This is a genomic window from Bradyrhizobium sp. 33ap4 (genome assembly GCF_032654765.1).
In the GTDB taxonomy this organism is placed as follows: domain Bacteria; phylum Pseudomonadota; class Alphaproteobacteria; order Rhizobiales; family Xanthobacteraceae; genus Bradyrhizobium; species Bradyrhizobium australafricanum.
Genome location: NZ_JAUMTJ010000037.1, coordinates 46,212 through 59,377, shown reverse-complemented (window position 1 = coordinate 59,377; position 13,166 = coordinate 46,212). Strand labels below are relative to the sequence as shown.

The 13,166-nt window shown below is 64.3% G+C and carries 17 protein-coding genes; 5 read left to right on the top strand and 12 right to left on the bottom strand.

What is annotated here, in order from left to right; genetic code table 11:
• Window positions 1-103 precede the first annotated feature (103 nt).
• Together Q2M23_RS26780 and Q2M23_RS26775 are read left to right on the top strand one after the other, a co-directional pair.
• The gene (locus Q2M23_RS26780) at window positions 104-988 is read left to right on the top strand and encodes a hypothetical protein (RefSeq protein ID WP_375167094.1); all 885 of its coding nucleotides are present in this window, start codon (window positions 104-106) and stop codon (window positions 986-988) included.
• A 117-nt stretch (window positions 989-1,105) separates the two neighbouring features.
• Window positions 1,106-1,342: a hypothetical protein gene (locus tag Q2M23_RS26775; protein WP_168856069.1), complete on the top strand. Its 237-nt coding sequence runs from the start codon at window positions 1,106-1,108 to the stop codon at window positions 1,340-1,342.
• Between the two features lie 5 nt (window positions 1,343-1,347).
• Here the strand turns inward: Q2M23_RS26775 and Q2M23_RS26770 are convergent, their stop codons facing one another.
• Genes Q2M23_RS26770 through Q2M23_RS26755 form a run of 4 tightly spaced genes read right to left on the bottom strand, consistent with a single transcriptional unit; the run spans window position 1,348 to window position 4,114 of the window.
• Window positions 1,348-1,701: a hypothetical protein gene (locus tag Q2M23_RS26770; protein WP_076834173.1), complete on the bottom strand. Its 354-nt coding sequence runs from the start codon at window positions 1,699-1,701 to the stop codon at window positions 1,348-1,350.
• Window positions 1,702-1,741: 40 nt separating this feature from the next.
• Window positions 1,742-2,452, bottom strand: coding sequence for an ABC transporter ATP-binding protein (locus tag Q2M23_RS26765; protein WP_076834171.1), 711 nt, complete (start codon window positions 2,450-2,452; stop codon window positions 1,742-1,744).
• Window positions 2,442-3,179, bottom strand: coding sequence for an ABC transporter permease (locus Q2M23_RS26760; protein WP_057020570.1), 738 nt, complete (start codon window positions 3,177-3,179; stop codon window positions 2,442-2,444). Before Q2M23_RS26760 ends, Q2M23_RS26765 begins: the two co-directional genes overlap by 11 nt.
• 2 nt (window positions 3,180-3,181) lie before the next feature.
• Window positions 3,182-4,114 (bottom strand): ABC transporter substrate-binding protein, encoded by a 933-nt coding sequence (locus Q2M23_RS26755; RefSeq protein ID WP_168856108.1) that lies wholly within the window; start codon window positions 4,112-4,114, stop codon window positions 3,182-3,184.
• 149 nt (window positions 4,115-4,263) lie between these two features.
• Between Q2M23_RS26755 and Q2M23_RS26750 the strand changes: the two genes are divergently transcribed.
• The gene (locus tag Q2M23_RS26750; RefSeq protein WP_371852187.1) at window positions 4,264-4,605 is read left to right on the top strand and encodes a hypothetical protein; all 342 of its coding nucleotides are present in this window, start codon (window positions 4,264-4,266) and stop codon (window positions 4,603-4,605) included.
• Window positions 4,606-4,726: 121 nt separating this feature from the next.
• Here Q2M23_RS26750 and Q2M23_RS26745 read toward each other — a convergent pair whose 3' ends face one another.
• Window positions 4,727-5,551 (bottom strand): quinoprotein dehydrogenase-associated SoxYZ-like carrier, encoded by an 825-nt coding sequence (locus tag Q2M23_RS26745; RefSeq protein WP_316397603.1) that lies wholly within the window; start codon window positions 5,549-5,551, stop codon window positions 4,727-4,729.
• A gap of 43 nt (window positions 5,552-5,594) precedes the next feature.
• Window positions 5,595-6,485, bottom strand: coding sequence for a quinoprotein relay system zinc metallohydrolase 2 (locus Q2M23_RS26740; protein WP_410469770.1), 891 nt, complete (start codon window positions 6,483-6,485; stop codon window positions 5,595-5,597).
• Between the two features lie 203 nt (window positions 6,486-6,688).
• Here Q2M23_RS26740 and Q2M23_RS26735 point away from each other — a divergent pair, with 203 nt between their 5' ends.
• Together Q2M23_RS26735 and Q2M23_RS26730 are read left to right on the top strand one after the other, a co-directional pair.
• Window positions 6,689-7,570, top strand: coding sequence for a substrate-binding domain-containing protein (locus Q2M23_RS26735; protein ID WP_076834162.1), 882 nt, complete (start codon window positions 6,689-6,691; stop codon window positions 7,568-7,570).
• Window positions 7,567-8,121 carry a PQQ-dependent catabolism-associated CXXCW motif protein gene (locus Q2M23_RS26730; RefSeq protein WP_253625929.1) on the top strand — a complete coding sequence of 185 codons (555 nt, stop codon included), beginning with the start codon at window positions 7,567-7,569 and terminating at the stop codon, window positions 8,119-8,121. The genes Q2M23_RS26735 and Q2M23_RS26730 overlap by 4 nt, the downstream gene beginning before the upstream one ends.
• 27 nt (window positions 8,122-8,148) lie before the next feature.
• Here the strand turns inward: Q2M23_RS26730 and Q2M23_RS26725 are convergent, their stop codons facing one another.
• From Q2M23_RS26725 to Q2M23_RS26700, 6 genes are all read right to left on the bottom strand, one after another.
• The gene (locus Q2M23_RS26725; RefSeq protein WP_016847793.1) at window positions 8,149-8,445 is read right to left on the bottom strand and encodes a copper-binding protein; all 297 of its coding nucleotides are present in this window, start codon (window positions 8,443-8,445) and stop codon (window positions 8,149-8,151) included.
• 142 nt (window positions 8,446-8,587) lie between these two features.
• Complete coding sequence (locus Q2M23_RS26720) at window positions 8,588-9,205, bottom strand: hypothetical protein (RefSeq protein ID WP_076834158.1); 618 nt, start codon at window positions 9,203-9,205, stop codon at window positions 8,588-8,590.
• Window positions 9,202-10,050 carry an ABC transporter permease gene (locus tag Q2M23_RS26715; RefSeq protein WP_028336929.1) on the bottom strand — a complete coding sequence of 283 codons (849 nt, stop codon included), beginning with the start codon at window positions 10,048-10,050 and terminating at the stop codon, window positions 9,202-9,204. The genes Q2M23_RS26720 and Q2M23_RS26715 overlap by 4 nt, the downstream gene beginning before the upstream one ends.
• On the bottom strand, window positions 10,047-10,868 hold the full coding sequence (locus Q2M23_RS26710) for an ABC transporter ATP-binding protein (protein ID WP_316397601.1): 822 nt from the start codon (window positions 10,866-10,868) through the stop codon (window positions 10,047-10,049). The genes Q2M23_RS26715 and Q2M23_RS26710 overlap by 4 nt, the downstream gene beginning before the upstream one ends.
• Window positions 10,865-11,842 (bottom strand): YVTN family beta-propeller repeat protein, encoded by a 978-nt coding sequence (locus tag Q2M23_RS26705; protein WP_016847797.1) that lies wholly within the window; start codon window positions 11,840-11,842, stop codon window positions 10,865-10,867. Before Q2M23_RS26705 ends, Q2M23_RS26710 begins: the two co-directional genes overlap by 4 nt.
• Before the next feature lie 5 nt (window positions 11,843-11,847).
• Window positions 11,848-13,029, bottom strand: coding sequence for an ABC transporter substrate-binding protein (locus Q2M23_RS26700; RefSeq protein ID WP_316397600.1), 1,182 nt, complete (start codon window positions 13,027-13,029; stop codon window positions 11,848-11,850).
• Window positions 13,030-13,166: the final 137 nt, after the last annotated feature.

Here is a 13,166-nt window from a genome sequence, read left to right as displayed (position 1 = left end):
CTCATACCCTTCCCACAAGACCTTGAGACCGACACCACCTGCGCGATTGGCGGGCCTAGCTGCTTTGTCCTACAGTGTGGCTTGAGGCGGTGGTGCGGGGACGATGAATCCAAAACTCAAGACCGGGCGTTGGGCGGGGATGCTGTGCGCGGCGATTGCCGGCATCGCGGCGGCGTTGCCGCCTGGCGCATATGCCGAGGACTTTGATACCGAGCACATCTTCGGCTTCATGATCGGCTCCGACGTGGGCAATGTCGGTGAGCGCGAATTCCAGAGCCAGACCACAGGGCGCTTCGCCAAGGACGGCGGCCGGTATCGCACGCTCAATCAGGAAATGGAGCTCGAGCTCGTGCCCGCGCCGAATTTTCGTGTCGAGCTCGGAACGTCATTCAGCGCATACGACATCAACCGCGTTCCGGGTCTTGACGATCGGCGCCAGCTGTCGTGGCAGAGCGTCTCGGTCGATTTCCGCTATCGCTTTCTGAATCGCGAGACGGCGCCCTTTGGCATGACGGTCGCGCTGGAGACGCGTGCCGATCGCGTCGACGAGACGACGGCCGCAGCCGTCCGTAGTTATGGCACCGAACTCACGGTCGCGTTCGACCGCGAGGTGATCCCGAATTTTGTCATCGCGGCCCTCAACCTAAGCTATGAGCCGGAATGGACGCGCACGCCGCGCACCGGCGCTGCGGATCAGGATGCCACCATCGGTGCCGCATTCGGCCTCATGGCCAGGGTGAAGCCGGATATCCTGATCGGCGGCGAAGCGCGCTATTTCAGGAAGTACGAGGGAATCGGCCTGGATGAACTGTCCGGGCAGGCGCTGTTCATCGGACCGACCGCCTATTTCCAGCTCTCCGAACGTTCACGCCTGACCGCGACATGGAGCGTCCAGGCCTGGGGGCAGCGGGCCGGAAGCAATGCCGCCCTCGACCTCGTCAATTTCGAGCGCCATCAGGCGCGGCTGGTGTACGGTTTGAACTTCTAGAGCGTGAGGCCTCCCGGACCGGGTTCCCCAACCTCTCACGGGGCTGTGAAACCCGGACGTGGCTGATTACGTATTTCGCCGTGTTATCTATTGCATGAGCACGCTTAGGGATCGCGCATGAACCCGATTGATCTGATCGTCACGGTATGTGCCGTGCTGTCGCCCGCCACCTGCGAGGAGCAGCATCTGGTGTTCAACTGGAACGGCTCGCTGCAGCAATGCGCCATGGCCGCGCCGCCTTACATCGCGCGGTGGGTCGGCGAACATCCGAAATGGACCGCGGTGCGCTGGCGTTGCGAATATCCGCACAGCAACGATCGGGCCGGCACGGGCGGCGAGCTGCCGGCGGGTTAGCCTTCCTATTTGTTGCAGTCCTTCAAGTCCTTGTCGGATACCGAAAACACGGCGTCGGCCTTGATCTCGATGTCGCGAACGAAGCACTGTTTGGCGCCGCTGTAGCCGACCTTGGCGTCGTAGCGGCCGGGCTCGACGCCGGTGATCCGCAGGCGCTCGTCATGGTCGACTTCCTTGTCCTTGTCGTTGAGCGTCTGGTTCGGACCCCACTCGTTCTTGCCTGCCGGCGACAGCTCAAAGCTCGAAATCGTGGCGCTGGTCAGATTCCACAGCCGAATGCCTTTGCCCTTGCTTTGGGCGAGCACCGTCGCCGGCAGCACAAGCGACGCAACACCAACAGCGATCAACGCGCGCGACATCCAGCCTCTCCTTTATGCTTCGTCCAAGGATGACGGCGTCTCACATATTTGCAAGGTCCAACTGTGAGAGTTGCCGCTTGATTTCGTCGATCTCGGGTTCGCCGCGCGTCGCGCGTGGTGTGGCAATGGTCTCGACGTGGAGGATGCGGGCCGGCCGCGATGACAGGAAGAACAGGCGATCGCCGAGGCGAACGGCGTCGTCGAGATCGTGGGTGACGAGCAAGGTCATCATTTTCCGGCTCGCCACCAGCGTCGCGACCTGGTCGCGCAGCCGCCCCGCGAGCGCATTGTCGAGCGAGGCCAGCGGCTCATCGAGGATCAGGAAATCGGGCTCGATGGCGAAGGCGCGGGCCAGCGCGACGCGGCGGGCGAGGCCGAGCGACAGCTCCGCGGGAAAATGGTTGCGGTGCGCGCCCAGTTCGAGCACCTCGAACAGCGCAGAGAGCGTGCTGTCGTCGACATGCGGCGCGGCCAGCCGTACATTTTCCTCGACCGTGCGCCAGGGCAACAGCCGCGGCTCCTGGAAGACCATGCCAAGGCGCATGCCCGGCGACCGCGCGACATGGCCCCGGTAGTTGGCGTCGAGCCCGGCGAGGATCCGGAGCAGGGTGCTCTTGCCGCAGCCTGACGGGCCGAACAGCACGCCGACCTCGCCGGCGTTCAGCGTGAAGGTGACGTTGTCGAGCACGTCGTGCCGCTTCCCGGCCGCGCTCTCAAAACTCTTGCCGGTGATATTGACTTCAAGCTGCACGGAGCCGCCACCGCGTTAGCCTGGTTTCAAACGGCTGCACCAGTAGGGTTTCGATGATGAGCACGACACCCGCAAAGCTCAGTGAATAGGCAAGCAGCAAGGGGATGTCGAACAGCTGGAAGGCAACCCCGATCTCGAAGCCGACGCCGTTCGGCCGGCCGAGATATTCGGCGACCAGCACGATCTTCCAGACCAGCGAGAGCCCGGAGCGCGCAGCGGCCGCGATGTAGGGCGCAAGCTGCGGCAGGATCACATGACGGAAGGCGCGGCCGCGCGGAAAAGAAAACGCCGTCGCCATTTCGTCGAGCGCAGGATCGAGCGCGCGGGCGCCTTCGCGCAGGGTGACGACGGCGGTCGGCAGCTTGTTGATGGCGATGGCGGCGATCGCGGCGACCTCGGTCAGCCCGGCCCAGATGTAAGCGAGCACGATGACGACGAGCGCGGGCAGGTTGAGCAGCAGGATCAGCCAGGGATCGCCAAGGCGATTGGCAAGCGAGACGCGGCCCATCAAATAGCCGATCGCCGAGCCGAGCGCCATGGCAAGGGTGAAGGCCAGCGCGACCCGGGCCAGGGTTGCGCCGAGATTGACGAACAGCGCGCCCGATCGGGCTTCGGCGACGAGCACCGACAGCACCGCCGGCGGCGCCGGCAGCTTCGCATCGCCGATCAGCAGCGAGGCGATCCACCAGGTCGCGATGAACAGCGTGAATGAGAGGAGACGCAGCACCGCTAGTCTCCCGGGATCGCTTGGTAGAAGGTGCCGGGATCGAGCTCGGTTGCCGTGCCGACCAGATCGCGGCCGCCGAGCTGCGCCAGCACCCGGTAGAGCACGCGCGCATCGGCCTCTTCGTCCGCGATCGGACGGCGCGGGATGCCTTCGCGGTAGCGCTCACGATAGGCATGCAGGGTTGCGGGATCCTGCGCGCCGGTGAGCGGCGCGATCGCGTCCCATTCGGCATCCGAGGTCGCCAGAATCTCTTTCGCCGCGCGGGTCACCGCGATGAAGCGGGCCACCAGATCCTTGTTGGCATTGGCCCAGGCTTCGTCGAACACGTAGCCGATCATGGCGATGCGGCCCTTGCTGCCGAGCTTTTGCAGGATCTCTTCCATCCCGGCGAGCCGGCGAAAGCCCTTGGCTTCGAGCGCGGCGCAGAAATTCCAGTAATTGAGCGTCGCGTCCATCTCGCCGCCGAGCGTCTTGGCGGCGAGCAGCGGCGGCGCGCCGTAGACGATGGTCGCCTGCGACTTCAGGTCGACGCCGTCCTGCTTCGATGCGGCTTGCAGCAACAGCCAGTTCTTGTCGATCGCCCCGCCGGCAATGGCAAGCTTCCGCCCCTTGAGGTCCGCGAGCGTCTTGACCGGCGAGGAGGCCGGGACCATCACGGCGCCGAGCGCGCTCGAATAGGGATAGAATTGCAGCTTGGCGCCGAGCGACCGCTCGCGCGACACCCAGGGCCAGTCCGATACCATCACGTCGGCCGTGCCGGCGCGCAGCGCGATCTTGCCGGCCTCGGGGCTCGCCAACTCGACGACGTCGATCGACAGATTGGCCTTCTTGTCGAGACCATGGGAGCGAATGACGGCCAGTTCCCAGGCCAGCGTTCCGGTCTTCTGCGCTGCAACGCGGATGGTCTGCGCGTAGCACGAGGTGCCGAACTGCATGACCGCCAGAACTGCCGCAGCCAACACCGTGCGTACAGAGATGATCATCGTTTCTTGAGCCACTTCCCCGAATGTTTTCTTTTCTGATCAACATCCATAGCATAGCTTGCGGAAAGAGAAGAGGAAGCAGGACCATGGCAGGAGCTGGCATGCTACGACCGATTGTCGCCATCCTGGTGCTGGCCGGGACGGCCGTCAGCGTGCGGGCCCAGGAGATCAACGACTATCCGACCTCGGCGCGGGCGGAATATGTGTTCGGCTGCATGAAGGCCAATGGCGAATCCCGGCAGTCGATCGAGCAATGTTCCTGCTCGATCGACGTCGTCGCCTCGATCATCCCCTACGATCGCTATGTCACCGCCGAGACCGTGCTGAGCATGGCGCAGGTGCGCGGCAATCTGGGCGGCCAGTTCCGCTCGTCCGAGCAGGCCGCGAACGCGCTCAACGACCTCAGGCGCGCCCAGGCCGAAGCCGAAGTCAGGTGCTTCTAGAGCATGATCCGGAAAAGTGCGAAGCGGTTTTCCGGAAACATCATGCTTAAATATCGGGCTAAGGCGCGATAGCGATCCAACCTGATCTCATTGCATTTTGCGTCCGTCGTGACGCGAGGCGTCAGGTGCCGGGATTCTCGACCTTCCATTCGTGCTCGAAGATATGCCCTTCGGTGTCCTTGGCTTCGGCACGGAAGCGCTTGGCGCCATTCGAGACGTAGGTGAAGCGGATATTGGGATCCTCGGAAATCGAGATTCCGCCCTCCATCGCCAGCACCGGACTGTCGTCCTGCCAGATGTGCAGCTCGTTGACGAAGAAGGCCGGGATATAGAGCTGCGTGACCTGGTCCATCTGCAGGCCTGAATTATTCGGATGCCCGATCATGATCTGGGCTTCCCGCGTGCTGGTCGCAGGTCCCTGTTCGGACTTGGTGAATTGCCGGTAGCGCATCTGGCCGAGGCGGTTCTTGGCTTCCTCGACGTTCTTGCCGGCGGGCGCTGAGCAGCCGCCGGACGCCTTGACATAGACCTTGCTGACATAGAGCTTGCCGTCGCTGAGCTCCGCGACGGCGTGCACATTGGTGTAGTTGTTGACGCGGACACGGGTCGAGATCTCGGTGACGTTGGCGGCCGGCCCCAGCGTGAACTTCGCGGCCATCGGCGCCGGGTTCTCGTCGATCACAAGCGTGATCGCGACGACGCGGCGGCTGTCGCTCGGCTGCAGCTTGGTGCGCAGCGTCACTGGCACGATCGCGGCGTCTTCCGCACGCATCGGCATCTCGATGCCGATGACATCATTGCCGTCATTCATCGGACGGTTGCTGAAGATGTCCTGGACAAGACCCGGCCAGGGATCATAGGCCTCCGCGGCGGGCGCAGCCGGTGTGCCCAGCGCGATCGTGAGCAGGCTTGCGATGCAAAGCAGGCGGGCGCGATGTCCGGTCATGTTCGCGAAATCCTATGTAGCCGCGTCATCATAGGACGAACAGCTACTCCCATTCAATTTCCGAGAATGCTGCAGTTGCGTTGCGGGCGTTGTAATCGTCGAACAATTGCCAGCGCGGCCGCTCGGCGGCCGCGGCGTGCTCGGCCGCGGCCGTGATCGGTTTGCCGCTTGCGACCAGTGCGCGCACATCCGCGGCCAGCACCCCAAGATAACGCCGCTCGTCGGCAAGCGCGGCCGGCCACGCGCTCACGGGCCCGTGACCGGGAACCACGCGCTCGGCGGAGATCGCCGCGAGCTCGTCGAGCGTACGCAGCCAGCCCTTGAGGCTGCCGTCGACCACGGGAATATGGATGAGAAAAACCATGTCGCCGGCGAACAGGGTGCTGGTTTGCTCGTCGAGGACCGTGAGGTCGTTGTCGCTATGGGCGGGCGGCCACGCTTTCAGGGTGAGGGCCCGTCCGCCGAGGTCCAGCTTCAGCGTGTCCGCGACCAGCACGGTCGGGGGGATGATCTTCACCTCGTCGATCAGCTCGTCGCCCATGGTCCGGCGAAACCCGTCGAGGTAGAATTGTCCGCGCGCGGCCAGCGCGCGTGGCAAAGACTTGTGGCCGACGAAGCTGGTCCCGTCGCCGACGAAAGCCGCATTGCCGAAGCTGTGATCTGGATGGGCGTGGGTGTTGATCACATAGCGGATCGGCTTGTCGGTACGGCTGCGGACCGCGGCGAGCAGCTGTCGTCCTTCGCGGACGCTGCCGCCGGTGTCGATGACGGCGACGGCGCTGTCGCCGATCACGAATCCCACATTGGCGATGGCGCCTTCGTTCTCGCGCGTCATCAATGCGGTGACCCCGGTGTGAACGAATATTCCGGGAGCGACTTCGCTTACAGGCAATTCCGCCTCTTGCGCCCGCGCTATGGTCGGCGCCCAAAGCATCAGGAGCAGCGCAAGCACCGAACCGCCATGAGCCATGTTTCCGCCTCAGTTACTCCGCGACGCGCGATCGATGTCGTCGCGTTCCAGTTTGCGCTGCAGCAAGCAGCGCGGCGTGGTCGCGATCATTATTCCTGTTGCACGTCATGGTGCGCCGGGCAATTGCTGGATGGCGGCGATCGATCCGATCAAGAGGAGACCGCGTAATGAGAATTGTCGGATGCCGTCCTGTTCTGCTCGCGCTTGTCGGCTTCATCGCCTGTCTGGCCGGCCGCGACATCGCGCGGGCACAGGTCAATGATCAGGGCGAGCTTTCCATCGAGCTCATCGATGCCCGCGTGCTGCGCATCTGTGCCGATCCCCGCAACCTGCCGTTCTCGAACGACAAGGGCGAGGGGTTTGAGAACAAGATCGGCGAGCTGCTGGCCGGAAAGCTGCAAAAGAAGCTCGACTACATGTTCTTTCCGCAGGCGACCGGGTTCGTGCGGATGACGCTCGGCGCGCATCGCTGCGACGTGATCATGGGCTTTCCGCAAGGCGATGACCTCGCGCAGGGCACCAATCCCTATTACCGCACAGCCTATGCGATCGTTGCCAAGCCGGGCAGTGGGCTCGATGAGGTCACGACGCTCGAGGACCAGCGGCTGAAAGGCAAGCATATCGGCATCGTGGCGGGAACGCCGCCCGCGACCAACATGGCCATCAACGGGCTGATGACCAATGCGAAGCCTTATCCGCTGATGATCGATACGCGCTACGATTCGTCGGCCGAGGCGATGATGAACGATCTCGCCAAGGGTGAGATCGACGCCGGCATCCTGTGGGGGCCGATGGCGGGCTTCTACGCCAAGAAGGCCAACCCGCCGCTGCACATCACGCCGCTGGTCAAGGAGACCACGGGACCGAAGCTGATCTATCGCATCGGCATGGGCGTGCGGGCGTCCGACCAGAACTGGAAGCGCCAGCTCAATCGCCTGATCCAGGAGAACCAGCCCGAGATCAACAAGATCCTGCTCGACTACGGCGTCCCGCTGCTCGACGAGAACGACCGTCCAATCGGGCCGGAGACCGCGACCAAATCACCATGATCAGGCTCGCGGCCACGCTTGCGGTGATGTTCGTCGCCGCTTCGCCTGTCCGCGCGCAAGACCCACCCGCAGAGCCGGAGGGCTATCGCACCGAGGACTACCGCGCTCCGGTGCCGGTGACGCTTGCCGGCGCACGGGTGCTCACCACCGCGGAAGCGGAAGCGATCTGGCGCGACAAGTCCGCCGCCTTCGTCGACGTGCTGCCGCGTGCACCGAAGCCAAATCTGCCCGCCGGCACGGTGTGGCGCGAACGGCCGCACCTCAACATTCCCGGCAGCATCTGGCTGCCTGACACCGGCTACGGCAAGCTCGCCGCGCCCACGGAGGACTACCTGCGCCGCGGGCTGGTCCGCGCCTCAGGCGGTGACGCGACCAGATTGCTCGTGATCTACTGCCAGGAGAATTGCTGGATGTCGTGGAACGCGGCCAAGCGCGTGCTGTCCCACGGCTACCGCAACGTGGCGTGGTATCCGGAGGGAACTGACGGATGGGAGCGTGCCAAATTGCCGCTGGCGGATGCCGAGCCCGAGCCGCGCGAGGGAGAGCAGTAAGCCCGGCCTCGCGCGCCACGCGGGCCGTTACTTCTGCTTGTCGAGCTTGTTGATGGTCTTGCCGCCGTCGCTGTCCGTTGTGGTGAACGAGACCTTGTCACCGGCGTGGAAGGCCTCCAGCGATTGTCCCTTCGGCACCTTGTATTCCTGGATCGCGCCGCCGGACGCGCCCACCGTGCCGCCTTGCGTCTGCTGGATCGAGATGGTTCCACTCAGTCGGTCAATCTTGGTGACCATTCCCGACATGGATTGCTGGGCCAAAGCCGCTGTGGTGACCAGGCTCGCGGCGGCAAGGCTGGTCATGACGATCTTGGCTGCTTTCATGGAGGTCTCCCAAGTTCAGATATAGTTGGAGACAACGAGCGGGCAGTGCAGTTTGTTCCGGATCGGCGTGGCCCAACAGACTGTTACCCAAAAGACCGTCAAAACGGCGCGTTGACGATCCCGGGGCGTTCGGTCGCAGGCGTCAATCGAGCTCCTGCTGGATGGTGCGGCCGAGCGCGAACAGGCGCTGATCGATGGCGGTCGGCACCTCGCAGACGAATTTCACCACGCGCCCGCGGTCCTCGAAGATGCGGGTCTCCCAGACCAGCTGATTGCCGAGCTCGTCGACCTTGGCCTGGTCCGGCGGTGTCGCGTCCTGCAGCGCCTGCAGCTTGAGCGTGTCGTCGCGGATCTTCTCCGCGGCTTCGCGCTGCTTGCGCATCACGCGCTCGAGCCCGTTCATGACCGAGGCGCGCTGTCCGTTCAGCGTATCGAACAGACCGGCAAACAGCAGTTTTCCCGCATTCGCCTTGTCGGCCGCGGCAGCTGACAGGAATTCGGTGATTTCCTTCTGCGCTTCTTCGAGCGGAACGCGGCGCGCCGCGAGCTTGATCGCGAGCGCGCTGACTTTCGGGTCGTCCTTCCACTTGGTCTCGGCATCGCCGAGCGGCGGCCCGGCCCAGACTGCGGCGAGCGAAATCTCGGGCACCTTGGCCTGTTGGCAGGGCCAGTCCGGATAGCGCGGGTCGGCAGCCGATGCGGCCTGGTTCGACAGAACCATCGCGAGCAGCGCGCCCAGTCCTGTTCGCCAGCCTGTCATGCCTCGCCTCCGCCGGGTCCGCGGCGCACCAGGCCGCGCGATGGATCGTAAGCCAGGATCGCGCCGATCATGAAGACGACGGTGCAGCCGCCGACCACCGCGAGCGAAACCCAGTTCATCTTGCCGTACAGTGCAAACCGGATCAGCTCCACCGCATGCGTGAACGGATTGCACTGGCAGATATAATACAGCATCGGGCTGCCTTCCTGCACGCGCCACAGCGGGTAGAGGGCCGACGATGCGAAGAACATCGGGAAGATCACAAAGTTCATCACGCCGGCGAAATTTTCCAGCTGCTTGATGCTGGCCGAGATCAGCATGCCCAGCGCGCCGAGCATCAGGCCCGACAGCACCAGCGCCGGAAGTACGGTGAGGTAGCCGATGGTCGGCGGCGCGATGTCCCAGAACCAAGCGATGACGAGGAAGGCATAGACCTGGAGCAGCGACACCGCCGTGCCGGCGAGCAGCTTGCAGAACAACAGATAGCCGCGCGGCAGCGGGCTGACCAGCAGCGTGCGCATATTGCCCATCTCGCGGTCGTAGACCATCGACAGCGAGGACTGCATGCCGTTGAACAGCTGGATCATCGCCATCAGGCCGGGCGCGATATAGACCTCGTAGAGGATGTAAGTCTCGTAGGGCGGGATGATCGAGATGCCGAGCACCTGCCGGAAGCCGGCCGCGAAGATGAACAGCCAGACCAGCGGCCTGACCAGCGCCGACACGAAGCGCTCGCGCTGATGCAGGAAGCGCAGCGCCTCGCGCCACACGATGCCGTTCAGGCAGACGATGTATTCCGACAGCGAGAAGCCGCTTCGCTCAGGCGTAACCGTCGTGCTGGTCATGACGGCGGTCTCCCCGCGAGTGTTGCCGTTCCGGTCAGGCGCATGAACGCGGTGTTGACGTCCTGGGCGCCTGCGTCCGCGATCACCCGTGACATCGGGCCGTGCGCCAGCATTCGGCCCTGATGCAGCACGACGAGGTCGTCGTTTGGCATGATCTCGTCGAACAGATGCGTCGCCCAGAGCACGCCGATGCCCTGCTCGGCGACGAGCTGCCGGACATGGTCGAGAATGTCGGCGCGCGCCTTGACGTCGAGCCCGACCGTGGCCTCGTCGAGCAGCAGCAGCCGGGGCCGGTGCAGCAGCGCGCGGGCGATCTCAAGCCTTCGCATCTGGCCGCCCGAGAGATCGCGCACCTTGCTGGCGGCGCGGTCGGCAAGCCCGATGCGGCCGAGCACCTCGGCGCTGCGCAGCCGCGCCTCGCGCCGCGAGATGCCGTGCAGCGCGGCGTGATACAGCAGGTTCTGCGTCAGCGAGAGGTCGAGATCGAGCGTGCGCGGCTGGAACACCACGCCCATCAGCCGCAGCGCTTCACCCGGCGTCCGGCTGATGTCGTGGCCGAATATCTTGATCTGGCCGTTCTGGATGCCGAACAGCCGCGTCACCAGCGAGAACAGCGTGCTCTTGCCGGCGCCATTGAGACCCAGCAGCGCGGTGAAGCTCGCAGGCTGGACCGTGAAACTGACATCGATCAAAGCGCGGCGCGGACCGTAGCTGTGGCTGACATTGCCGATCGACAGGGCCGGCTGCACGGCCGCGGCTGTTCCAGGGCCTGCATCCGGCGAGAGCTGGTTCGCGATATGGGCGTCGGTTGCGGTCATGGCTGCGCGATCGTGATCCCCCAGGGCAGTTCGCCGACCTGAATGGTCTTGATCACCTTCTGGGCCGCGACGTCGATCACGGAGACGTCGTTGGAGACGCCGTTGGTGACCAGCAAATATTTTTCGTCCGGGGTGAAATCCATGTGCCAGACCCGCTGGCCGACCAGCAGATATTTGAGGACCTTGTGGGTCACACCGTCGACGACGGCGACGCGGTTGGCGGGGCCGAGCGCAATGAATGCGGTCTTGCCGTCCTTGGTCATGCCGATGCCGACCGGCTGGATCGCCTCGTTGCGCAGGCCCGGAATTTCGAAGGTGATCTTGCCGGTCACCTCGCGCTTGACCGGATCGATGATCGACACGGTGCCGCCGATCTCGGAGGAGACCCACAATTCGGAGCCGTCACGCTTGAACTGGGCGAAGCGCGGCCGCGAATCGACCAGCACATTGGCGACGATCTGGCGCGTCGACGTGTCGATGAAATGCGCCATGTTGGTGGTCTCGGAGGTGTTGATCAGGATCTTGCCGTCCGGGCTGATCGTCATGCCCTCAGGCTCGACGCCGACCTGGATGTCGCCGATCCGGGCGCGCTTTTCGAGGTCGATCACGGTGACCGTGTTGTCGTTCTCGTTGGCGACATACATGGTCTTGCCGGCGGCATCCTGGGTGAACAATTCAGGGTCGGGACCGGAGGGCAGGGTGTCGACGATCTCCTGGGTCTTGGTATCGATCACCTGGATCGTGTCGTCGTCGCCGACCGCAACCATCACGAACTTGCCGTCGCGCGAGAACTCGATGCCGCGCGGCCGCTGGCCGACCTTGATGGTTTTGGTCACCGTCCAGCTGCTGGTGTCGATCACCGTGACGGTGTTGCCCTTCTCGTTGGAGACGTAGGCAACGAAGGCGGACGCCGGTGTCGCGGCAAGCCAAACGAGCATCCCGGTCAACAGACAGCGGCGCCACATGCGTTTCATCTCCCTCACTGCAGCTTGCACTTCGTTTCAGGCCGGTCAACTCCGAGCGTGTCGAGTTCGGAGACCTGATGCAGGAAACCTTCCTGCGGCGAGACCGAAACAACCATACGACCATCGGCCAGCAGGATCGGCTGGCGAAGCTGCAGATTCCAGTCTCGCAGGGTCAAGCGCGTACCCTTGAAGGCGGCAATCGAGAAATCCTTGCCCTTGAGGAAGGCGATGACCTTCTTGGGGTCCCCCGAATTGGTGCGCGATGTGGCTTCCCCGATCATGCGCGCGGCGGTCCAGGCCTGCATGTCGAGCGCCGTCATGCGGCGCATGTTCAGCTTGACGAAGCGGTTCTGGATCTGGACCGCGCCCCACTGGTCATGCGCCGCGTCCCAGCTGGTCGGCACGAGGCCCGCCGAGCCCGCCACCGGCCGCGGGTCCCAGGTACGGTACGGCAGATAGTTCGCGAACACCTCGCTCTCGTCGGCGGCGACCAGCACGTCGTAAGCCGGCGCCTGCTGCGTGAACACCGGCATCTGGCGCTGGATCAAGGTCACGCCGCTGTCGGTGCGGCGCGCGCCGCCGGTGTCCTCGAAAGTCCGTTCCTGAACGATCTTGGCGCCGAAGCGGGTCGCGGCGCGGCGCAGCGCGTCGGCGTAAAGCTTGTCCTGATCATGCGAGCCGACCACCAGCAGCCAGCGCTTCCACTGCTTCCACACCAGATATTGGCCAAGCGCGTCCGCCAGCATCGAGCGGGTGGGTGCGATGTGGATGACGTTGGCGCGGCAGTCCTGCTCGCGCAGCCGGTCGTCGATTGCGCCGGCGTTGAGCAGCACGGTGCCGCGGTCGCGCAGCGCGTCGGCGACCTTGAGCAGGGCATCGGCCGGCAGGTCGGTGATGATATAGTCGTTGCGTCCGCCGAAGTCGGTCGCGACCTTGGCGACATCGTCGCTGTCCTTGACCTTGACCTCGTCGAGCACGAAGCGCTGATTGAGGAATTTCCCGGTCGTGTTGTTGTCCTCGATCGCAAGGCGCGCGCCGGCGATGCCGTCATTGTCGGCGGGTTGCTCGACCAGCGAGAGCGTCGATTTGACGCCGGCATGGCCGAGATAGCCGATATGAACCTCGACGGGATCAGCCGCCAGCGCGCCGGTCGCCACCATGCTGAGCGCGATCGTGCCGATCAGCCATCGCAACATAACTCCTCCCGCAGTCTTTTTTCACTCGGCATGGCGTTCGGAAATCCGGCCTCCATGCTGTTGACTTGCAAGATGCCGGAATTGGCCTAGCTTGCAACCCCGCTTTTTGTCGTTGCGACGTTACAAATTACGATTGG